Genomic DNA, 22,549 nt, shown 5'->3' with positions numbered 1-22,549 from the left:
ATCTACATTTAAGCTAATCCACCCTGGATGAGCTAAGCCCATTATTATATCTTGCATGTCGAGCACTGTCAAAACCAATCAATTAAGCCAAATTTTGGCCCCAATTGCCTTAGATTTCAAGGCCTTAGATGAAGTAATTCGTTTGCGACTAGCCTCAAAAGTCGCCTTAATCGACCAAATCTCGACTTATATCATCCAGGCGGGTGGAAAACGGGTTAGACCAGCTCTTTTACTTTTAGTCAGCAAGGCCTTGGCCAATGGTGAAGATGCACCCCATGCTTTGGAACTGGCAGCTGTGGTGGAATTTATTCATACCGCCACCCTATTACACGATGATGTTGTCGATGAATCTACCCTAAGAAGAGGTCGCGAGACTGCCAATGCCGCTTTTGGCAATGCGGCAAGCGTGTTAGTAGGCGATTTTCTCTATTCCAGAGCCTTTCAAATGATGGTGGGCCCAAATGACCTGCGGGTGATGGAAATCCTGTCTGATGCAACGAATACGATTGCCGAAGGTGAGGTTTTACAGCTCCTCAATATGAATGACCCTGAGGTGGATGAAGAAAGCTATTTACGGGTGATTCGCTATAAAACCGCTAAATTATTTGAAGCCTCCACAGAACTCGGAGCAATTCTAGCCGGCGCAAATGTAAAGCAAAGAGAGCAATCGGCTGCTTTTGGTCGCCACATCGGTACTGCCTTCCAATTAATGGATGATCTTTTAGATTACACCGCTGACGCAAGTCAAATGGGTAAAAATGCTGGGGACGATTTAAGAGAAGGTAAGCCCACCCTCCCACTTATTCATCTTCTTGAAAATGGCAATACTGAAGAGCGCTTACTGGTTCGCGCAGCAATCGAACAAAATCAAGACTTACCTGATGATGTCTTTCAGCAGATTCTAGATGCGGTTCAGAATTCTGGCGCCTTGGATTACACCCAATCTGCCGCAAAGCGAGAAGTTGATCTCGCACTTGAATGCCTCACAGACTTCCCTGAAAATGAGGCTACGAGAGCGCTGCATGCTCTGTGCAAATACTCATTGTCTAGGCAGACCTAAGCACCAAGACTTTTTACTCTGATGTCACGCGCAGTAATGCGCACCCTTTCAGCCTCCTCACGCAAACGCGATACCTCCTCTGGAGATAGTCGGTCAAGATTGGAATAGTCTAATTTCCAAGCAGGGTCTAAAGCCCAAACCAATGGAGACTGCACGGTTGTTCGAGCCCCTGGAGCGCCCTCTAGCAAGCGAAGTGCTAATTCAAAATTAGAGTCTTGCGATTCAGGATGATTGGGCAATGCTGCAGCATTGCCAAGCGGAAAGTCACTGAAGAGTAGGCGAGGCACTCCGCAATACTCCACAATATCTTTTGCCGCACCCATGATGACAGTAGGAATCCCAGCAGCCTCCAAATACCTTGCCAATAAACTTTGGCTTTGATGGCAAATAGGACAATTCGGAATCAGCACGGCCACATCAACATGATCATCGCGTAGCTTATTCAGTATCAAGGGCGCATCAATCTCTATAGTATGGCGTTGACTACGATTGGTCGGCAAGCCGTAAAAATGTTTTGATAAAGACTGAATACGTCTATTTGTAGCAGCTCGTTTTGCTGCGGCTAATGGAAACCAGCAATTACTGTCCTGCATATTCGCGTTCTGTCTATCAATGCCAACATGTGCAATACGTAAGTCGGCATCCTCATCAATCGAGCGGAAATAGGGGGCATAAAACTTAGCGGCGGCATTGTACGGTGCAGCAGGCCCTTGAGGGCCTTTGCTAGCATCAAAGGGCACAGCAGTGGTCACCAAACCCAGGATCGATTGATTGAGGGGCTTTTGCAGCGGCGTAAAAGGCACATCAATGTAATGCGCCCAAACATAGGGCGTTTCATATCCCAGGCCGAGATAATAACTACGGGTACGCTCAATATAGCGAACTGGCTGTTCCCATTCGGACGCAAATTGCAATTCAGAATACTTAGTCATCAATCTATCCCTGTAAGATATTGCTTATTAAATGTTCACTATCAGGAAAATTCATTATGGCTCAATGGCTTAGATTTCAGCATCAAGGAAAAACCGGTTTAGGACAAGTACAAGGTGATCAGATTGCCGTGTATAGCGGTGATTTATTTAGCAATCCTCAAGCAACCGGGGAGACATTAAAGCTATCCGATGTCACCATCGATATTCCATGCACGCCATCCAAAATGGTCGCCATGGTTGATAACTTTCATGCGCTGGTTACCAAACTGGAGCATGCAGTTCCAGCAGAGCCTCTATATTTTCTGAAAGGCAACAATTCTTTCTTGGCAGCCAATCAAGTGATTCGCACACCAAAGTCTTATTCCGGAAAAGTGGTATACGAAGGAGAGCTCGGGATTGTTATCGGAAAAGCCTGTCATGAAGCAGATGAGATGCAAGCAGCCAGCGCTATTTTTGGATACACCTGCATTAACGATGTCACTGCAATTGAGATTTTGAATCGTGATCCTGGATATGCCCAGTGGACACGCTCTAAGAGCTTTAATACTTTTGGCGTCTTCGGCCCTTACATTGCTACTGACATAGATCCCAGCAAACTCAGTATTAAAACGATCTTAAATGATCAAGAGCGTCAGAACTACCCAATCGCTGACATGATTTTCCCTCCAGCAAAACTGGTCAGCTTGATTTCTCAAGATGTCCCACTGCAAGCTGGCGATATTATTGCCTGCGGTACTTCTGTTGGGGTTGGCTCTATGAAGCCTGGCAGCAATGTCAGCATCATCATTGAAGGTGTTGGGCGCTTAGATAATCGCTTCGAATAATTCATCAAGACTACAGCCCCAAAAAAACCCTCATCATGTTTAGTGGTGAGGGTTTTTTAATACTCAAGTACTTTAAAAAGTTTTAGTAACCAGAAACAGAGGGTAATGCCAAACTACCTTTCGAGGCTTGAACATTCTCATCCAGATACTTCGTTAATGCAAAGACCGTATTGAGGCAAGGTGTTGGTGTTTCAGTAATCTTGCCAAGCTCAATCACCGATCCTAATAAAGCATCAATCTCCAAGCTACGGCCAGCCTCTAAATCTTGCAACATCGATGTTTTATGTTTACCGACTTTTTCTGCACCAGCAATACGGCGCTCAATATCAACACGGAAAGTAACGCCCAGCTTCTCAGCAATGGTTTGCGCTTCAGCCATCATGCTACGAGCCAACTCTTTGGTGAGCGGGTATTGGCAAATGCCTTCCAAGGTTCCATGAGTCAGAGAGCTGATTGGATTGAAAGTCATATTGCCCCATAACTTCAGCCAAATTTCAGAACGAATGTCTTCTAGGATCGGTGACTTAAATCCAGCAGCAGACATCATTTCAGACATCTTCTGAATACGCTCAGTCTGCTGGCCATCTAACTCACCCAATGGGAAGCGATTGCCTTCAACGTGACGAATCACGCCAGGAGCTTGAGTAAAGGTGGCTGGATATACAACGCAACCAATAATATTATTTGGATTGATTGCATTTTTCGCAACACCGCCAGCATCCACCGTTTCAACGGAGTGATCCTGGTAGTCGCCTCCCAACTTCTGGAAGTACCACCATGGAATTCCGTTTTGCATTGGGATCAATATGGTTTCTGGGCCCATGATTGCGGCAAGATCCTCAATGATGGGCTCCACTTGGTGGGCTTTTACTGCCAAAATCACAACGTCTGGAGTCTCAGCATCCCGAATTTTTTCAACTGCTTTGACCTGCGCCACGAGAGGCTCGGGCTGGTCATCCATGATTAATGCAAGGCCGCGCTCTTTAATTGCAGCCAATGTAGCGCCACGCGCAACAACCGTCACATCATTGCCAGCTCGAGCCAACATAACAGCAAGGTAGCCACCAATTGCGCCTCCTCCACCGATCACACAGATTTTCATAAGAACCCCATAAAGATAAAGAATGTCAAATTACTGTCATATTAGATTATATTGCAGTGCAACAAAATATTTTCGCACTAACTAGCCTTTACCTTTAAATAGGATTCAGGCACCAAGCCACCCAAAAGCATGCCTACGATACTAGCCAAAAGACCGGCTAATTGAGGAGGGAGAATAGCTGTAGGGACTAGAATTTCACAACCAATCCAAACAATCAGTCCGCCCAGCACAGCCAATAAACCACCAAGAGAATTGGCTTTAGGCCAATACACGCCAAAAGCTAATGGTACAAAAGCTGCAACCAAGGTCACTTTATAGGCATTCTCAACCATCTTAAAAATAGATAAATTGGAGTTAATAGCAAAGAAGGTCACTGCCACTGCAAAACAGAGTACGGTGATACGCATGACTTTTAGCGAATCCTGGTCGGATAACTGCTTAAGGAAGCCTTTCAGAATATTCTCAGTAAAGGTCACGGAAGGCGCCAGCAATGTTGCGCTAGCGCAACTCTTAATAGCCGAAAGCAATGCGCCAAAAAACATCACCTGCGCAATCAATGGCGCATGATTCAAAATCAGTTTCGGCAAAATCATTTGCGGATCTGTATGTAAGTACTGTTTCACCATATCCGGATCAATGATAGTTGCAGAGTAAGCTAAAAAAAGTGGGACAAAAGCAAATATGAAATACAAGACGCCTCCTAATAGGGCGGCTTGTACTGCGATGTTTACGTTCTTAGAGGATGTAATTCGCTGAAAGACATCTTGCTGTGGAATAGAGCCCAACATCATGGTGCACAGGGCAGCCAAAAAGCCCAATATGGATGCGAGATTCATATCTGGCCAGAAGTTTGAGAACTGGCCAGCAGCAGCAGCATGCTCAAACACTACGCTAACACCGCCAGTTTGGGCTGACATCTCACCACCAATGTAAAGCATACCCACCACAATAATGATCATCTGAATGAAGTCAGTAATTGCAACTGACCACATGCCGCCAAATAGTGTGTAAATTAGCACGCTACCCGCACCAATTAGCATGCCGCCTGTCTGCGAAATGCCACCATCAGATACGACGTTAAAGACAAGGCCTAAGGCCTTAATCTGTGCTGCAACCCAACCCAAGTAAGAAACCACAATACAGAGTGTCACCAAAACCTCTACGGTACGACCATACTTTTCTCTAAAGAAATCACCAATGGTTAGCATGCGGCGGTTGTAGAGGTGGCGGGCAAAAAAGAGTCCAACCAAAATCAGGCACATAGAGGACCCGAAAGGATCAGAAACGATTCCGCCAAGACCCTCTTTTAAGAAGGTGGCAGGGATACCTAATACTGTTTCCGAGCCAAACCAAGTAGCAAATACTGTGGCAGTAACAATAGGCAAAGGGAGGCTATGGCCCGCTGCGGCAAAGTCAGCAGTGTTTTTGACCCGTAGGGCAGCCCAAAGGCCTATCCCTACGGATATCACCCAATAGATGATGACAAACCAAAGCAACATCGCCTAATTTCTCCTTCAGGAATTTGGTCAAATTATATGGCCTTGTTACTTATGTTAATTAAACAATGAGGTCCAAATATGGGCCAGCAGGTCTGACATAATTCATGGGTGAATCCTGCCATGCACCCTAAAGAGAACCCCAATAGCGATCTGGCCTATCAAAAAGCGATTTTGGGTTCTGTATCACGTACTTTTGCGCTTACCATTCCCCTCCTTCCTCCAGCGATTGAGGTAGTGGTTAGCAACACTTACTTACTTTGTCGCATAGTCGATACCATCGAGGATGCAGCAGAACTGAGTCCACCAAATAAACAGTACTTATCTAAAGTATTTTTAGATGCAGTTCTCGGAGTTATTCCTGTAGATGCATTTGTAATTCCCTGCTTAGATGCACTGAAAGATTATTCCAATGCCGATGAACTAGATTTAATCGAGCACACCCCTACCGTTCTTCGAATTCTGCGCACCTTTCCCGATCGGGATCGGGCAGCTATTAGTCGTTGCGTTTCAATCATGTCGGATGGTATGTCTCATTTTCACGGCCGACAAACTCAAGATGGGCTAAAGGACCTTGCAGAATTTGAGGAGTATTGCTATGTGGTCGCTGGTGTAGTTGGAGAATTACTAACAACCATCTTTAGCAACTACTCCCCTGAGTTTGCAAGGCGAATTGAAGGGCATCAGCAACTAGCGATTGCCTTTGGTCAGGCACTGCAAATGACTAATATATTGAAAGACTCACCAGAGGATCGTTCTCGCGGGGTTTCCTGGAAACCAGCATCCATGAGTCAAGCCGAGCTTCTCAAGCTTGCCTATGAAAAACTGCAAGACTCTATGAACTACATTCTTCTAATTCCAGAAAATGAAATAGGTATTAGGCGCTTTTGCTTTCTGGCATTTGGGCTTGCAGTTATGACACTTGAAAAGATTGCTACCAGGAAAGAATTTAGCAAGCAATCGGGCTTGAAGCTATCTAGAAATACTGTTTGGATTTTTTACGCATTCACAAAGATAGCTACTAGTAGCAAACTGCTAATGACGTCCTTCTTTTACGCTGCGTCCAGCCAACTCAGAAAACTATCAACAAAGAATTCTTAAAGTACGCCCTCATGCTTTAGAAGCCAAACCTTGATCTGGCGATAAAAACCAGGGGTATCTTCTTTCATAAAACCACCAAGACCTTGTGCTGAAACTACTCTATGACATGGAGTCACCAAGGGATAAGGATTTGCACCGCAAGCGGTACCGACTGCACGAGGACCACTTTTAATCTTGCTTGCAATCTCACCATAGGTGCTTGTCTTTCCCACCTCAATATCTAGTGCGGCATTCCATACTTTTTGCTGATGAACTGTTCCTGCGGGCTTCAGTGGGACTTCAAATCTAAATGAAGCATCATTAAAGTATTGAGAGCACTGTTTTGAAAATGCTTTAGCCAAGGCATTTTTCGGGGAGATTAATGCGGTACTGAGAGGCAAATAATCGATTTTTGAGATCATCAAACTGCCATCCACCAACTCCGTTTGCACACCTAGGCACCCAAAAGGGGCGGATATCACGCAATACTCAGTTGATATAAGTGTGGTCATGCCGAAGATTCTGACACATATTGAAGTATAAATTTGGTCAGTATTCCGAAACAACTATAGCTAGTGAAATAGCACTTTGCTATATTGGTTGTTCCCTATTCTTTGCAGGCATAACTGATGGACACTTTTTTTGATGATTGGCCCTTTATTGGCCAAGTTGCATTAGTCCTATTTTTACTCGCACTATCCGGCTTCTTTTCCATGGCTGAGACAAGCATGCTTTCCTCTAATCGTCATCGCCTACGTGCAATGGCAAATGGTGGGAATGCTGGGGCTGCGCTTGCTGAAAAATTATTAAAGCGGATTGATTCACTACTTTCAGTGCTGCTGATCTCTAACAACCTCATCAACACCATTCTTCCAATTTTAGTTACCGGGATTGCCTTACATATTTTTGGCGATAGCGGCCTGGTGTTATCAATTGCTACATTGGTTGTTGCACTACTCATCATTATTTTTAGTGAGATCACGCCAAAAGTGATTGGCACAGCTTTTCCTGAAAAGATTGCCAGTAATGTTGGCTGGTTCATTCTCCCCCTTACCTTCATACTCAAGCCCTTGCTCTGGTTCATTAATAGCTTTGTATCTGGATTAATGAAGATCTTCGGATTACAAGCATCAACTGATAGCAGGGTGATGAGTAAAGAAGAATTGCGCAGCTTAGTTCTCGAATCGAATCGCTTTGTTTCTGCCCATCATCGCAATATTCTGCTCAACCTTTTTAATCTTGAAAATATCTTGGTTGATGATGTGATGACGCCCCGCTCAAAGATTGAAGTTTTAGATCTCTCAAGACCTATTAACGAGGTCATTGAGCAACTAGAGACTTGCTATCACAATAAGCTTCCCGTATGCGATGGTGACTCTGAGCGGATCGTTGGCATTCTTTCTGTAAAAAAAGTACTCTCATTGCTGGGTGATACAGAGCTTCATCACCAAGACTTTAGGTCTTTACTTAGTGAACCTTATTTCATACCTAGCGGGACACCTGTTTTGCAGCAGATGCAATTTTTCCAAGATAACCAACAACGCTTAAGCTTAGTGGTAAACGAATATGGGGAAGTGCTTGGTCTAGTCACTTTTGAGGACATCGTCGAAGAGCTCATCGGCGAGTTCACTACATCATTCTCTAATTTATCAAACGAACCGCATTGGCTTGCTGATGGCACTTACCTAGCCAGCGGAAGTACATCATTGCGGGACTTAAACCGTCTCTTAAAACTAGACCTTCCACTGGATGGGCCGCGCACCTTAAATGGCCTCATCCTTGAAAAGCTTGAGGCCATTCCTGATTACGATGTCAGCATTCGGATTTCTGACGTTGTTATGGAAATCGTTCAGTTTGATGAGCACGCCGTAAAAACAGTCAAGTTATACCGGCCCCTTACTCAGCTAAATCAGGATTGAGCGAGCTACTGCATGACTCTCACATTATCCGGACCTGGCATGACATCACTGTTGATGCATTAAATAATCGGGCTACGGATATTCATATTGAGGCAAGATCTCAAGAAACAGTGGTACGTATCAGAATAGATGGTCGCCTCACCTTACATCAGCAATACACCATTGATTTACATGAGCGCTTAATTACTCGTATCAAAATATTGGCGCGTCTCGATATCGCAGAAAAGCGTTTGCCTCAAGATGGGCGTCTGGTGATTGGACGCGACTTTAGCCACCCCAATATTGATTGCCGAGTATCTATTCTTCCCACTTTGCATGGTGAAAAAGCTGTTGTGCGTATCCTGCCAAGTCGCCTCGAGGAATTGGCTCTTAATCAAATTGGCCTGTTACCTGAGCAACTAGGAATATTTCAAGAAGCTATTAGGCAAACTAATGGATTGATTCTGGTTACAGGTCCAACTGGAAGCGGAAAGACGCGAACTTTGTACAGCTGCTTGAGTGCCCTTAACCAAGTACAGCGCAATATTTGCTCCGTCGAAGACCCTATTGAAATCCGACTTCCCGGAGTAAATCAAGTGGCCTACCACCCAAAAGCAGGGTTAGATTTTCCAACCATTATTCGTGCACTCCTACGTCAAGATCCGGATGTCATTATGATTGGTGAAATACGTGATACCGATAGCGCGCAGCTTGCCATTCAAGCGGCACAAACAGGGCATTTAGTTCTGAGTACTCTTCATACGCGCAATGCCATTGGTGCCTTAAGCCGACTCAAAAGTCTAGGCATAGATCAAGAGTCCATCGAATCTTGCCTGAGATGTGTAAGCTCTCAAAGATTGATTCGCAAGCTTTGCAAACAATGCACTCTAACTGCAAATAAAAACCCTTGCGAACTTTGTAAGGGGTCAGGCTATTTTGGTCGAGTGGGCGTCCATGAGGTCTTGGGGGGTAAGCAGTTATTTGCAGCACATCAAACCTTGGATATTTACTCGGCGGGCATGGAATTGCTGAGATCAGGATTAATAGATCAGATATCGCTAGATTCTGAGCTTGGTGCATGGCATTAGTCTGAATGCTTTTTAATAGAAAGCTCAGCAAGTCTGAGCAACTCCATTTTGCACAGCAAATGCTCACCCTTCTTCAGGCTGGACTTCCCCTACTGAATGCAATACAGCTATTGATTCAGTCTGCGCCAAAGCCTTGGCAAGCTTGGTTAGAGGATATTCGAGTTCAACTTCAAATGGGTAATAGTTTTTCTTTTTGCTTAAGCGCGCAAGATGGAAAATTTTCCCAGGAGTTTTCTAACCTAATTAGAGTCAGCGAGAGAACTGGTGATCTCAGTTTGGCACTGTGCACCATTTCACAGCAACTGGAAGCCCAAATTGAGTTACGAAGAAAAGTACAGCAGTCGCTAACCTATCCTGCAATTACCTTAGCCACCTCTTGCCTACTTATTCTGGTGATGATGATTTGGGTTGTACCTGTTTTTAAAGAGGTCTTTGGGCATTTTCAGGCAGAACTGCCGGCACCAACCAAAATTCTCATCTCCATCTCAACAGTTATCCAAAATTACTTTCTGGAAATAATGCTAAGTGCGCTCATGATGGTCGCTAGTTTTGTTTACTTATGGATCAAATCAAGCGCATTCCAAAAATACTGTGATTCACTCTTATTACGTATTCCATTTTTTGGCAATCTATTCAGACTGGCAACACTCTGTCATTGGTGCCGAACCTTGGGACACCTACTAGAAACCGGCTTACCCTTACCGGATGCCCTAAGAGTTACTGCACAATCCTCAAATCACTGGGTGAGTCACAACTTTAGTGCCGAAATTTTTAAACACATTACTCGCGGCTGGGCTTTGGGAGATTCTCTCAAAAGAGCGGATCCTTACTCATACCTGCTGGATGTTGAAACACTTTTACTGCTTCATATTGCTGCTGAAAGTGGATCATTGGCTGAGATGTTAAATAAACGGGCCAGCACCCTAGGATTTCAGTTGAGCAGTCAACTTAATACACTGAGTCAAAGCTTGGAGCCAGCACTAATTCTTTTGGTTGGCGCCATTATTGGCAGCTTAGTGATAATCCTCTATCTACCCATCTTTAATTTAGGACAAATCGTTTAGTGAACACCAACGAAAGTATCTGGATAGTTAAAGTACTTCTGATATTGGCTTTGATTTATTTAGCCTATATCGATTGGCGCACTTTTCGACTACCGAACACCATCACGCTTCCCATGATTTTTCTGGGCATTGCTTTTAATATCCTCTCGGACGCACCCTTTACCAACCTAAGCTCTGCGCTACTTGGGGCATGCCTTGGATTTGGGGCGCTGTGGATATTAAACTATGGCTATCGCCTCCTAAAAGGCCATAATGGTATTGGCATGGGTGATGCTAAGCTCTTGGCGGCGCTGGGCGCCTGGTTGGGCTGGAGCGCCCTACCCAGCGTCCTACTCATTGCCTCTTTGACCGGCCTAGTGGGAGGCATTATCTGGCTTAAATGGCGTAACTTTCAATTACAGCAAGCTTTCCCTTTTGGACCCTTTATAGTGATTGCTGGCATCATTGAGTTGCTATGGCCTCAATTCATTCCAACCTTAATCCTACCCAAGCTGATCTAGCGGCCCTGAAGGAGCAGATCCCTTTAATTGGCTTAACAGGCGGCATTGGGTCCGGGAAAACAGCAGTAAGCAAGCTACTTGGTGAGTTTGGGGCCGGGGTGATTGATACAGACCTGATTTCCCATCAAATTACCGCCCCCGGAGGAAAAGCAATTCCCCTGATTGCCAGCGCATTTGGGGATGACTTCATCAATCCTGAAGGCGCCCTCAACAGACCCAAAATGCGGACTTTAGTATTTAAGGATTCTGGGGCTCGTCAAATCCTAGAACAGATTACCCACCCCCTGATTCAACAGGAAACCATCAAGCAAGCCTGTGAATTGGCGAAATCTAAAGTACCCTACCTTGTTTTTGTGGTCCCATTGCTGATTGAGTCTGGAAGGTGGCTAAAGCTAATTGACTACCTAGCGGTGGTAGATTGCCCAGAAGAAACCCAAATCCTAAGAGTGATGCGCCGCAACAATATGACGCGCCCAGAAGTTGAAAATATACTCAAAGCACAAACTAAGCGAAACACTCGTCTAGCAGCAGCAAATGCCGTGATTGAAAATCAGGGTAGCTTAGAGGATCTCAAATTAGAGGTTTTAAAGCTCCATCAAGATTTACTGAAAATTTAGAGCTTCCCCTGAGTTCGTCATAGAATATAGACTTGTGATTGTCTACGAATACCCCTTCAATGAATTAGTTCGAAGCATGCTTCGGCTGGAGTATTTATTCGCCCGCTTTAATCACTTTGCAAGATCTGACGATCCCGAGCTGCACCATAATGCTATTGCAATGCTATTTGACTTAGGTGATATTGGCTCACGAGGTGATATCAAATCCCTACTGCTCAAAGAATTTGAGCGTCAAAAATATGCCTTAAATGGTTTAAAGTCTTCTCAAAAAGTAGATCAAGAGGCGCTCACAAAAACGCTATCTGAAATTGATAAGGCTGCTCTGAATATTAATCAGTCTATGGGCAAACCAAATTCTGCCATCACTGAGAGTGAATGGCTTAATGCTATTCGTACACGATTAAATATTCCAGGCGGAACAAGCCCGATTGATTTGCCGAGTTATCACGCCTGGAAAAATACTCCCTCAACTCAACGTAGGGAGTTACTTGAAAAATACGTTGCACCATTGCTACCATGGCATGAAGCTTGCCAAATTTTCCTGAGATTACTTCGCCAATCCGGTGAAGCCAAAGATGTCGTTGCGCACCAAGGTTCTTATCAGCAGGCTCCATCGGGCAAGGTTTATCAACTCATGCGAATTGCAGTGGAGGATGACACCCTCTTCTCTGAAATTAGTGCAAATAAATATTTACTATCTATTCGATTTTTAAGGGCAAGTGGGGATAAAAAACCCCAGATCATGAATGAAGATGTGCCATTTAGACTCACCCTCTGCCAACTTTAAGTCTTAAGTAACTTCAGTTTTTCTAGCATTGGCCATGCCGCTGGCAGTAAAGGCTCCACAGTTGGAAGTGCATCACCAAGCAATTGCCAAGATAGCGCTTGCCCCTCACATCCTTTTGGTGTTCCAGTCCATTTTCTAATAATGCTGACATGCAAACGAACATAAGCATGTGGATAGTCATGCTCTAAAACGACCAACTTTTCACTGGATTCAATGTCAATTCCAAGCTCTTCTTGCAATTCACGTTTTAGTGCTGCAAACACAGATTCACCACGCTCAATTTTTCCGCCAGGAATCTCCCAATAACCAGCATAGGGCTTGCCCTCTGGGCGCTGACCTAAAAGATAGTACCCCTCTGCATCCAACAAGATTCCGGCCGCAACTTCCGTGACAGGACGATTAGGGTCACTCATAAGCGATCAGCAATTAAACGGCATGTGATCCAGCCCAGTGCTTAGCAAACTGCCAAGCTACACGGCCAGATCGTGAACCACGCTCTAAGGCCCAAACTAATGCTTCGGCCCTAGCGCTCTCAACCTGCTCATCACTCAAACCAAAATGACGCAACCAATGCGTAACCATCTCCAGGTACTCATCTTGTTTTGGTGGGTAGAAAGAGAGCCACAAACCAAAACGTTCTGAAAGAGAGATTTTTTCCTCAACCACTTCACCTGGATGAATTTCTCCAACATCGCCATGTACATAGCCTTCGTTGTCCTTCATATACTCAGGTAAGAGATGGCGTCGGTTAGAAGTGGCATAAATCAAAATATTGTCGACCTGAGCTGATACTGAGCCATCCAATGCTGACTTCATGGCTTTATATCCAGATTCACCCTCTTCAAATGAAAGATCATCACAAAAAATAATGAAGCGCTCTGGCCGATCAGCCAATACATCAGTGATATCAGCCAAGTCAGCTAAATGCTCTTTTTCTACCTCAATTAAACGCAAACCCTGACCAGCGAACTCGTGCAAGCTTGCTTTTATAAGCGAAGACTTTCCAGTACCACGCGCACCCGTCAATAAAATATTATTGGCAGGCCTCTTATGAATAAAGTTTTTTGTATTGTCACGAATGGCATCACGCTGATGATCGATGTTTTTTAAGTCTTCAAAAGTAATATCTGCAACATGTTTGACTGGCTGTAAAAATCCAATACTCCCAAAAATACTGTCGCGACGTCGCCACCTAAAAGCAGTCGAAGATTTCCATTGCTCTTCAGTTAACTGCTTTGGTAAAAAAGTTTCAAGATGATTGAGTAATTGCTCTAATTTTTCATTCATATAACAAATTCCTATGAGCGATAATCTGCATTAATCGAAACGTAGTCATGCGATAAGTCACAAGTCCACATCTTCTGCCGTGCTGATCCGCGACCCAAGTCGATTTTGACTGTAATTTCTGAGGCTTGCATCACCCTTTGACCATCAGCCTCCTGATAATCAGGATTACGACCACCATTTTTAGCTACCCACACATCTCCAAGCCACATTTGTACTTGGTTTACGTCAAGGTCCATGATTCCAGCATAGCCAATTGCTGCGAGGATGCGGCCTAAATTAGGATCACTAGCGAAGAAAGCGGTTTTTACTAAAGGCGAATGGGCGATTGCCTCTGCGACTAAGCGACACTCATCTTCACTCTTACCACCCTGTACATCAATCGTAATAAATTTAGTCGCCCCTTCACCGTCTCTCACAATCATTTGAGCAAGCTTGCATGCGAGATCAATCAATGCGGTTCGAACTAAAGCATAGCCAGCATCATCGGCTGATTGAATATGTAGTGCTGACTGCCCCGTCGCCATAATGATGAATGAGTCATTAGTTGATGTATCACCATCAATCGTAATGGCATTAAATGAAAGATCAGCAACCTCACGAGTCAAGTGCCCCAGTAAACCTGGCGCAAAACCAGCATCGGTTGCAATGAAACCCAACATAGTTGCCATGTTTGGATGAATCATGCCTGCGCCCTTACAAATACCCGTCATGGTCACTGGACCGGCTGGAGTCTGCACTATCATCGACGTAGCCTTAGGCTGAGTATCAGTTGTCATGATGGCTTCTGCAGCTTCAAACCAATGATCTTCGCCTAAATTGGCAACCGCTTTAGGTAAAGCAGAAATCAATTTATCAATCGGGAGCGGTTCGAGAATCACGCCAGTTGAAAACGGCAGAATTTGCTCTGGGTTGAGCCTAAGTTCTTTAGCCAACTCAGCACATGTTGCTAAGGCATCTTTCATACCCCTCTCGCCAGTTCCAGCATTCGCGTTTCCAGTATTGACTACCAAAGCACGGATCTCGCCTTTGGCCCCGTCTAGGGCTAAATGCTCTTGGCAAATCTGAACTGGGGCAGCACAGAAGCGGTTCAAGGTAAAAACACCGGCAACCTGTGAATTGGGAGTCAAGGTCATCACCAATAAATCCTTGCGGTTGGCTTTTTTGATTCCAGCTTCTGCGATGCCCATCTGAAAACCTTTAACAGACTTCAGTTGATCTTTTTGGGGGAGTGGTAAGTTAACTGTCATGATCTGACAATTGTAGATGAGGCCTTACAGAGCTGCCAGATCTGACAGCTCTTTTTAAATCTAGTCGACTTAGCTCAATGCACCGCAGCAGTTCTTATACTTCTTACCACTGCCACAGGTGCACGGATCATTACGACCGACTTTAGGGCCGGAGCGCATAGGTGCAGGAACTGCTTCAATTGCTGCATCACGATTCACAACAGATCTAGCCATCTCGATATCCGCATCTGCATGCTGATATTGCACATCTGAAAGTTTGGCCAAATCCTCATTCATTGTCTCGGATACTTCATTTAGCTCATCTGCACTACGAATCTTTACCGTCATGATACTTTTGACGACATCATTTTTGATGACGTTGAGCAACTCGCCATACAGCTCAAATGCTTCGCGACGGTACTCTTGTTTAGGATCCTTCTGAGCATAGCCACGCAAATGAATACCTTGGCGCAAATGATCTAAAGCAGCTAAATGCTCCCGCCAATGGGTATCTAGGCTAAAAAGTAAAACAGAGCGCTCAAACCCAGCAAAGGATGGGCGTCCAGAAAGCTCTACTTTTGCATCATAAGTTTCTTTGGCTGCCTCCAGTACGCGGTCGACAATTTGCTCATCGTCCATGGATTCAGCATTTTCCACCCAATTTTTAAGATCAACCGTTAAACCCCAGTCGCTTAGCAATACATTCTCTAGACCAACTAAGTCCCATTGCTCTTCCATTGACTCTAAAGGAATATAAGGGGCACAAATGCCACGCAATACATCTTCACGCAAGTTGGCAATTAAATCTCCAACATCACTACTTTCCAATACTTCATTTCTGAGACGATAAGTCTCTTTACGCTGATCATTGGCAACATCGTCATACTCTAGCAATTGCTTGCGAATATCAAAGTTGCGGCCCTCAACCTTACGCTGAGCAGACTCAATTGAACGAGTGACCATGCCGGCTTCGATTGGCTCACCATCTGGCATTTTGAGGCGATCCATGACCGCACGCAAACGATCTCCAGCAAAAATGCGCAAGAGCGAATCATCCAAGGAAAGGTAAAAACGGGAAGAACCAGGATCGCCCTGACGACCAGCGCGACCACGAAGCTGATTATCAATACGGCGGCTTTCATGGCGCTCTGTACCAATAATATGTAAACCACCAGCAGCTAATACTTGATCATGCAAGCTTTGCCACTCGTCCTGCAAGATCTTAATCTTGGCTGTTTTTTCTGCATCAGAAAAGCTGGAATCCGCCTCAATCAAGGAAGATTGCTTACCAACATTACCACCCAAAACAATGTCTGTTCCACGACCTGCCATATTGGTGGCAATGGTGATCATCTTCGGTCTACCGGCTTGAGCAATAATCTCCGCTTCGCGAGCATGCTGCTTCGCATTCAGGACTTGATGAGGCAGTTGACACTTATCTAGCAAGCCTGCAATTAACTCTGAATTCTCGATCGAGGTTGTACCAACCAAGACAGGTTGGCCACGTTTGTAGCAGTCCTCAATATCTTTAATTACAGCATCGTAGCGCTCACGTGACGTCTTATAAATCTGATCTTGGCGATCTTTTCTTTGGCTGATACGATTTGGTGGGATGACTACGGTCTCAAGGTTATAAATTTCCTTGAACTCATACGCTTCAGTATCAGCAGTCCCGGTCATACCAGACAACTTGCCGTACATGCGGAAGTAATTCTGGAATGTAATTGTGGCTAAGGTTTGATTCTCATTCTGAATCTGTACACCCTCTTTTGCCTCAACAGCTTGATGTAAACCATCAGACCAACGACGGCCCTGCATTAGACGACCTGTGAACTCATCAACAATAATGACTTCATTATTTTGAACGACGTAATGCTGGTCTCGGTTGTATAGAGTGTGTGCACGCAATGCTGCGTAAACGTGGTGCATCAAAGTAATATTTTGTGGAGCATACAAAGAGTCACCATCATTTAAAGCACCAAGCTCTACTAAGACCGTCTCAGCCTTATCATGACCGCGCTCTGTTAAATAGACTTGCTGCGACTTTTCATCCACCCAGTAATCACCTGGCTTTTCAACGCCAGTGCCATCCGATTTCTCTTCGCCGATTTGACGTTCTAGATAAGCAGGCAATGCATTAAGCTTGATATACAAATCAGTATGGTCTTCAGCCTGCCCAGAAATAATCAATGGGGTGCGAGCTTCATCAATCAAGATGGAATCGACCTCGTCAACAATCGCATAGGCAAGGCCGCGCTGAACACGCTGACCCAAGTCTTGAACCATGTTATCGCGCAGATAATCAAAACCAAACTCATTATTAGTGCCGTATGTAATATCCGCAGCGTAAGCTTCTTGCTTGGTCGTGTGATCCATCTGAGAAAGATTCACGCCAACCTTCATGCCTAAAAAGGTATAAAGCGTTGACATCCACTCAGCATCTCGCTGAGCTAAGTAATCATTGACGGTAATGACGTGAACACCCTTACCAGTAAGTGCATTTAAATACACAGGAAGAGTAGCAGTTAGAGTTTTACCTTCACCCGTTCCCATTTCAGCAATCTTGCCTTGATGCAATGCAAGACCACCCATCATCTGCGCATCAAAATGGCGCATCTTCATGACCCGTGAGCTCGCCTCACGAACTACTGCAAAAGCCTCTGGAGTAATATCATCTAATGACTCACCGGCAGCCAAACGCGACCTAAACTCAGCAGTTTTTGCTTGCAGTGCGGCATCATCCAAAGCTTGCAGGCTAGGCTCTAAAGCGCTAACTTTAGCAACCAGTTTGCGATACTGTTTTAAGAGGCGGTCGTTACGACTACCGACCAGAGTTTTGAGAAGACCGATTACCATGGGATATTGAAGTAAATTAAGACCTTGAGTTTATCACCCGTACTTTTTCAACATGAACTTTGCCCCCAAACCTATCCGTACTAAAGCTGCTCATGAGTGGTTGGAGTATTTGCGCGACTCTCAGGGCTTGGGCGGAATTCTGGCTAAAACAGAAGATCTTGCCAAACTTAAAATTGCTCTCAAAGCAGCCCTTTTTAAGCTGGATTTGGATAATTTAGCGCCTAAAATTGAGATTGGGTGGCGTTCTGGCAGCCAGAATGAGCTATTTTTATTAGTGAATGGGGCAAGCGTTGCCAGTCGTCTTCAACAAGTTTTACCCAGTTTAATCAATGAGTTAACTAAAAAAGGGGTAATTTGCACCAGCATCAAGGTGCGCCTAAAGCCAGCGCCAACCACCTGGGAAATTAAACCCCGCGAGGGGCTCCAGGCTAGCCAAAAGCCAGTGGGTTTTAATGCCGTTGCCAGAGCTTCTTGGGAATCTTTATTGGAGAAGCTAGCGCCGGATTCTGACCTTCATAAGGCGGTTGAACGGCTACTGCAGAGTAAGTCTAAATAAACCTAGAAAAATAGGGGCTGACTCTCTTTGGAATAGGCTGAAGGAGCCTTATTTTCTAGAAAACTAGCAATTTCGTAGGAGCTTGGATCCTCTAAAAGTTTACGCAGGAGTGCGTTATTTAACGCATGTCCGGATTTTTCAGCAACATAAGAACCCACAATTGGATGTCCAACTAAATATAGGTCGCCAATAGCATCCAAGATTTTATGACGGACAAACTCATCTTCATAGCGCAACTCTTCGTTATTCAGGATTCGATGCTCATCAAGCACAATCGCGTTATCTAAACTTCCGCCACGCGCCAATCCCATTTCGCGCAATGCTTCCACTTCATGAGCAAAACCAAAAGTGCGAGCACGGCCAATCTCACTTCGATAAGCATGCTCTGCAAAGTCGACTATAAAGCGCTGACCAGTCTTGTCTACTGCTGGATGCTTAAAATCAATTGTGAAATCTAACTTAAAACCAAAGAAAGGCTCTAGGCGCGCAAGCTTGTCGCCCTCATTTACTTCTACGGATTTTTTAATGATCACAAACTGTCTGGGAGCTGCTTGCTCAGCAATGCCAGCTGATTCCATTAAAAATAAAAAGGAGGCGGCACTACCATCCATGATGGGCACTTCTTCACCATCAAGTTCTATCAACAGATTATCGAGTCCAAGGCCCGCACAAGCTGAGAGCAGATGCTCTACGGTAGAAACACGTACTCCATCCTTTTGAATCACCGAGGCCAAGCGGGTATCGCAGACCGCCAGAGCAGTAGCGGGTACAACCGATTGCTCTGGGGTATCTATACGTACAAATAAGATTCCTGAATTTATCGGGGCAGGCTTAATAGACAAGGTCACCTTACGCCCAGAGTGCAAGCCAATCCCCACGGTTTTAATTGGGGTAGCGATTGTGCGTTGCTTAAGCATGGTTATATCTAAACTCAGGAATAATTTTTTAAAGCTTCTTCAAAATTGAAGCAGCATCGCTTACTTCAAATTTCCCAGGCGCTTCACGGTCTAAAGTTTTTACAACTCCGTCTTCAATAATCATGGCGTAACGGTCAGAACGAACACCGAAACCACGGGTAGTTAGATCTAACTCCAAACCAAGCTTCTTGGTGAACTCAGCACTACCATCGCCCAACATACGAATCTTTTTACCAACTTTTTGATCTCGACCCCAGGCTCCCATTACAAATGGATCGTTTACAGAAATACACCAAATCTCATCAACACCCTTTGCTTTGATTGCATCAAAGTGTTCAACATAACTAGGAACATGCTTTGCTGAACAGGTCGGTGTAAATGCACCAGGCAATGCAAAGATCACTATCTTTTTACCAGCAGTAAGTTTTTCAACCTCAAATGCGTTTGGTCCAATTGCGCAACCTTCACTTGCCTCATCTAAAAACTCATAAAGAGTAGCGTTTGGTAACTTTTGTCCGATTGCAATCATAAAATCTCCAATTAAATAGTTGTCATGAGTATGCCAACGCTAGCGCGGGATTCGTCGTCCGGAGGGGCGCCGCGCTGGCATTCTGCAAAACCTATTGTATTGAGCAGTGATTTAATCTGCTTGCTTACGTAAAAAAGCTGGGATTTCGTAATAATCAGCCCCTTTGTCCAACATGGTTTTTGCCTGCGGTGAGCTATCAGCCCCCAGTGTAGGAGCTGGTGAGGCATCCCGCGAACTACGGAATACACGTGGCAAATCATATTGACTGTAATCAACACCGTTGTTAGCTGGTTGAGAAGCTACAGAAGGTACGGCACCTGAACCCGTCATCGCCAAACCAGCGCTTGTGCCCAAAGCTGAATCAATACTTACTTTGCTCATTGCCGCAGAAGCACTTGCTGGTGCAAAGCTATTTAAGTCAGCCATTGTTGGCATTGCATCATGTGTACCTGTAGCCTGCCTCCAAACCACCTCTGGTTGATGGCTTTGACGTGCTTGTGGATTATTCAAGCCTGTAGCCACGACAGTAACGCGCAAGGCATCACCCAAACTCTCGTCATACACAGTTCCGAAGATCACAGTAGCATCATCTGCAGCATAGCCACGAATTGCAGCCATTACTTCGCGAGTCTCGGATAATTTCAATGAACGGCTTGCAGTAATGTTGACCAAGACGCCACGTGCACCAGAAAGATCTACACCTTCGAGCAATGGTGAAGCAACTGCAGCTTCAGCAGCTAAGCGAGCACGATCCATGCCAGAAACTGTTGCAGTTCCCATCATGGCCTTACCTTGTTCGCCCATCACTGTTTTCACGTCCTCAAAGTCGACGTTGATCAAACCCTGTACGTTAATAATTTCTGCGATACCTGAAACGGCATTATGAAGAACATCATCAGCACATGCGAATGCCTTATCAAACTCGGCATCTTCACCCATCACTTCAAAGAGCTTCTCATTGAGAACTACAATCAACGAATCCACATAAGACTCGAGTTCGGCTGCGCCATTCTCAGCAACCTTGAGGCGCTTAACACCCTCAAAGTCAAATGGCTTACTAATAACACCAACAGTCAAAATACCCATCTCTTTGGCAACTTGAGCAACAACTGGCGCTGCACCAGTACCGGTTCCACCACCCATACCGGCAGTGATGAACACCATGTGCGCACCTTGCAATGCGTCTGCAATAAGTGCACGCGCTTCTTCAGCAGAAGCTGCACCGATTTCAGGTTTTGCACCAGCACCGAGTCCGCTAGAGCCTAGTTGCAAATTCACAGATGCCTCAGAGCGCTGTAAAGCGCCAGCATCGGTGTTCATGCAAATAAACTCTACGCCGTTAACACCGCGACGAATCATGTGCTGAACTGCATTACCACCTGCACCACCAACTCCAACCACTTTAATAATGGTTTTGCCAGCTGTTTCTTGATCTAACATTTCAAATTCCATATACCCTCCTAGGTAATAAGTACTACATTGACGACGACGAAAAACTTAAAAATTTCCTGCGAACCATTCCTTCATGCGAGAAATCACACTTTGCAATGCTCCTGATTGTGAAACTCGACGGCCACGCAATAATTGCGCCTGGCCTTCCATCAATAAACCAATGCTGGTTGCAAAACGTGGACTACGCAAAACTTCATGCAGATGGCCGCGATACTCAGGCGTACCAATACGTGCTGGACGTAAGAACACCTGCTCAGCAAGCTCAACCATTCCCGGCATTAAAGTAGTGCCGCCAGTCAGCACAATTCCCGAAGAAACCATATCTTCGTAGCCAGAATCACGCACAACTCCTCGAACCAATGTAAATAACTCTTCAACCCGTGGTTCAATCACGGCAGCTAATGCTTGTTTTGACATTGGGCGTGGTTCACGATCACCAACTCCGGGTACATCAATCATCGTGGTTGGATCAGCCATATCTTGGCGAGCGATACCATATTGAATTTTTAAATCTTCCGCATCAATAGTCGGCGTGCGTAATGCCATTGCAATGTCATTGGTAATTTGATCACCAGCAATTGGAATTACAGCAGTGTGTCGAATAGAGCCCTGACAATAAATAGCAATATCAGTTGTGCCACCGCCAATATCAACCAAGACGACACCTAATTCTTTTTCATCTTCAGTCAGTACGGCTAAACTCGAAGCCAAGGGTTGCAAAATTAAATCATTCACTTCAAGGCCACAACGACGTACACACTTCACAATATTTTGTGCGGCACTAACAGCACCAGTAACGATGTGCACCTTCACTTCTAAACGTAAACCACTCATACCAATTGGCTCGCGCACATCTTCCTGTCCATCAATAATGAATTCTTGAACGAGGATGTGAAGAATTTGCTGATCTGTTGGAATATTGATTGCCTTAGCAGTTTCTAGGACGCGCTCAACATCTCCAGCACTCACTTCTTTGTCGCGAATAGCCACCATACCGCTTGAGTTAAAGCTCACAATGTGATTTCCAGCAATACCAGTAAAGACCTGCACGATCTGGCGATCCGCCATCACCTCAGCTTCTTCAAGTGCCTTTTGAATAGACTGGACAGTAGCTTCAATATTGACAACCACCCCTTTCTTCAAGCCTTTAGAAGCAGTTTGACCGACACCGACCACATTAAATTGGCCATCAACCCCCAATTCAGCTACCAAAGCAACCACCTTGGAGGTTCCAATATCTAATCCGACCAATAAATCGCGGTTATCTTTACTCATTCT

22 protein-coding genes are annotated in these 22,549 nt (G+C 45.0%); 10 read left to right on the top strand and 12 right to left on the bottom strand.

Annotation, left to right across the window (positions count from 1 at the left end; translation table 11 throughout):
* The first annotated feature begins 55 nt into the window (after positions 1 to 55).
* Positions 56 to 1,060: a polyprenyl synthetase family protein gene (locus tag ICN43_RS02255; RefSeq protein ID WP_216197000.1), complete on the top strand. Its 1,005-nt coding sequence runs from the start codon at positions 56 to 58 to the stop codon at positions 1,058 to 1,060.
* Here the strand turns inward: ICN43_RS02255 and ICN43_RS02250 are convergent.
* Entirely contained in the window at positions 1,057 to 1,992 is a 936-nt protein-coding gene (locus ICN43_RS02250) for a reductase (RefSeq protein WP_216196999.1), read from the bottom strand. The two genes, ICN43_RS02255 and ICN43_RS02250, sit on opposite strands and share 4 nt — an antisense overlap.
* Before the next feature lie 56 nt (positions 1,993 to 2,048).
* Between ICN43_RS02250 and ICN43_RS02245 the strand changes: the two genes are divergently transcribed.
* Positions 2,049 to 2,816, top strand: coding sequence for a fumarylacetoacetate hydrolase family protein (locus ICN43_RS02245; RefSeq protein WP_216196998.1), 768 nt, complete (start codon positions 2,049 to 2,051; stop codon positions 2,814 to 2,816).
* A gap of 82 nt (positions 2,817 to 2,898) precedes the next feature.
* Here the strand turns inward: ICN43_RS02245 and ICN43_RS02240 are convergent, their stop codons facing one another.
* Together ICN43_RS02240 and ICN43_RS02235 are read right to left on the bottom strand one after the other, a co-directional pair.
* On the bottom strand, positions 2,899 to 3,918 hold the full coding sequence (locus tag ICN43_RS02240; RefSeq protein ID WP_216196997.1) for a 2-dehydropantoate 2-reductase: 1,020 nt from the start codon (positions 3,916 to 3,918) through the stop codon (positions 2,899 to 2,901).
* Between the two features lie 77 nt (positions 3,919 to 3,995).
* Complete coding sequence (locus ICN43_RS02235; protein WP_216196996.1) at positions 3,996 to 5,417, bottom strand: sodium:solute symporter family protein; 1,422 nt, start codon at positions 5,415 to 5,417, stop codon at positions 3,996 to 3,998.
* 120 nt (positions 5,418 to 5,537) lie between these two features.
* Here ICN43_RS02235 and ICN43_RS02230 point away from each other — a divergent pair, with 120 nt between their 5' ends.
* The gene (locus ICN43_RS02230) at positions 5,538 to 6,515 is read left to right on the top strand and encodes a squalene/phytoene synthase family protein (RefSeq protein ID WP_216196995.1); all 978 of its coding nucleotides are present in this window, start codon (positions 5,538 to 5,540) and stop codon (positions 6,513 to 6,515) included.
* On the opposite strand, the gene ICN43_RS02225 is transcribed toward ICN43_RS02230, so the two are convergent.
* On the bottom strand, positions 6,512 to 7,006 hold the full coding sequence (locus ICN43_RS02225) for a methylated-DNA--[protein]-cysteine S-methyltransferase (RefSeq protein WP_216196994.1): 495 nt from the start codon (positions 7,004 to 7,006) through the stop codon (positions 6,512 to 6,514). The two genes, ICN43_RS02230 and ICN43_RS02225, sit on opposite strands and share 4 nt — an antisense overlap.
* 117 nt (positions 7,007 to 7,123) lie before the next feature.
* On the opposite strand from ICN43_RS02225, the gene ICN43_RS02220 reads away from it, so the two are divergent.
* Genes ICN43_RS02220 through zapD form a run of 6 tightly spaced genes read left to right on the top strand, consistent with a single transcriptional unit; the run spans position 7,124 to position 12,448 of the window.
* Positions 7,124 to 8,413 carry an HlyC/CorC family transporter gene (locus tag ICN43_RS02220; RefSeq protein ID WP_216196993.1) on the top strand — a complete coding sequence of 430 codons (1,290 nt, stop codon included), beginning with the start codon at positions 7,124 to 7,126 and terminating at the stop codon, positions 8,411 to 8,413.
* Positions 8,410 to 9,480: a GspE/PulE family protein gene (locus tag ICN43_RS02215; RefSeq protein ID WP_216196992.1), complete on the top strand. Its 1,071-nt coding sequence runs from the start codon at positions 8,410 to 8,412 to the stop codon at positions 9,478 to 9,480. Before ICN43_RS02220 ends, ICN43_RS02215 begins: the two co-directional genes overlap by 4 nt.
* Positions 9,481 to 9,485: 5 nt before the next feature.
* Positions 9,486 to 10,544 carry a type II secretion system F family protein gene (locus tag ICN43_RS02210; RefSeq protein ID WP_216196991.1) on the top strand — a complete coding sequence of 353 codons (1,059 nt, stop codon included), beginning with the start codon at positions 9,486 to 9,488 and terminating at the stop codon, positions 10,542 to 10,544.
* Positions 10,544 to 11,044 (top strand): prepilin peptidase, encoded by a 501-nt coding sequence (locus ICN43_RS02205; protein WP_216196990.1) that lies wholly within the window; start codon positions 10,544 to 10,546, stop codon positions 11,042 to 11,044. Before ICN43_RS02210 ends, ICN43_RS02205 begins: the two co-directional genes overlap by 1 nt.
* A complete protein-coding gene (gene coaE / locus ICN43_RS02200; protein WP_216859722.1) occupies positions 10,999 to 11,661 on the top strand; it encodes a dephospho-CoA kinase in 663 nt (220 codons plus the stop codon). Before ICN43_RS02205 ends, coaE begins: the two co-directional genes overlap by 46 nt.
* A gap of 34 nt (positions 11,662 to 11,695) precedes the next feature.
* Positions 11,696 to 12,448: a cell division protein ZapD gene (gene zapD / locus ICN43_RS02195; RefSeq protein WP_216196989.1), complete on the top strand. Its 753-nt coding sequence runs from the start codon at positions 11,696 to 11,698 to the stop codon at positions 12,446 to 12,448.
* On the opposite strand, the gene ICN43_RS02190 is transcribed toward zapD, so the two are convergent.
* The 4 genes from ICN43_RS02190 to secA form a co-directional block, all read right to left on the bottom strand.
* A complete protein-coding gene (locus ICN43_RS02190) occupies positions 12,445 to 12,861 on the bottom strand; it encodes an NUDIX domain-containing protein (protein WP_216196988.1) in 417 nt (138 codons plus the stop codon). The genes zapD and ICN43_RS02190 overlap by 4 nt on opposite strands.
* 13 nt (positions 12,862 to 12,874) lie before the next feature.
* Complete coding sequence (locus tag ICN43_RS02185; protein ID WP_216196987.1) at positions 12,875 to 13,735, bottom strand: ATP-binding protein; 861 nt, start codon at positions 13,733 to 13,735, stop codon at positions 12,875 to 12,877.
* 11 nt (positions 13,736 to 13,746) lie between these two features.
* On the bottom strand, positions 13,747 to 14,982 hold the full coding sequence (argJ, locus tag ICN43_RS02180) for a bifunctional glutamate N-acetyltransferase/amino-acid acetyltransferase ArgJ (protein ID WP_216196986.1): 1,236 nt from the start codon (positions 14,980 to 14,982) through the stop codon (positions 13,747 to 13,749).
* A gap of 69 nt (positions 14,983 to 15,051) precedes the next feature.
* The gene (gene secA / locus ICN43_RS02175; RefSeq protein ID WP_216196985.1) at positions 15,052 to 17,817 is read right to left on the bottom strand and encodes a preprotein translocase subunit SecA; all 2,766 of its coding nucleotides are present in this window, start codon (positions 17,815 to 17,817) and stop codon (positions 15,052 to 15,054) included.
* A 52-nt stretch (positions 17,818 to 17,869) separates the two neighbouring features.
* On the opposite strand from secA, the gene ICN43_RS02170 reads away from it, so the two are divergent.
* Complete coding sequence (locus ICN43_RS02170; RefSeq protein WP_216196984.1) at positions 17,870 to 18,373, top strand: hypothetical protein; 504 nt, start codon at positions 17,870 to 17,872, stop codon at positions 18,371 to 18,373.
* Positions 18,374 to 18,375: 2 nt separating this feature from the next.
* Here ICN43_RS02170 and lpxC read toward each other — a convergent pair whose 3' ends face one another.
* The 4 genes from lpxC to ftsA form a co-directional block, all read right to left on the bottom strand.
* Complete coding sequence (gene lpxC / locus ICN43_RS02165; protein WP_216196983.1) at positions 18,376 to 19,290, bottom strand: UDP-3-O-acyl-N-acetylglucosamine deacetylase; 915 nt, start codon at positions 19,288 to 19,290, stop codon at positions 18,376 to 18,378.
* Positions 19,291 to 19,318: 28 nt separating this feature from the next.
* Complete coding sequence (locus ICN43_RS02160; protein WP_216196982.1) at positions 19,319 to 19,819, bottom strand: peroxiredoxin; 501 nt, start codon at positions 19,817 to 19,819, stop codon at positions 19,319 to 19,321.
* Between the two features lie 111 nt (positions 19,820 to 19,930).
* Complete coding sequence (ftsZ, locus tag ICN43_RS02155; protein ID WP_216196981.1) at positions 19,931 to 21,271, bottom strand: cell division protein FtsZ; 1,341 nt, start codon at positions 21,269 to 21,271, stop codon at positions 19,931 to 19,933.
* Between the two features lie 45 nt (positions 21,272 to 21,316).
* On the bottom strand, positions 21,317 to 22,546 hold the full coding sequence (ftsA, locus tag ICN43_RS02150; protein ID WP_216196980.1) for a cell division protein FtsA: 1,230 nt from the start codon (positions 22,544 to 22,546) through the stop codon (positions 21,317 to 21,319).
* Between the last annotated feature and the right edge of the window lie 3 nt (positions 22,547 to 22,549).

Origin of the sequence: Polynucleobacter sp. UK-Mo-2m-Kol15 (assembly GCF_018881505.1) — a bacterium.
Taxonomy (GTDB): Bacteria; Pseudomonadota; Gammaproteobacteria; order Burkholderiales; family Burkholderiaceae; genus Polynucleobacter.
The sequence above is the reverse complement of the archived record's forward strand: the minus strand, read 5'-3'. Positions and strand labels throughout refer to the sequence as shown.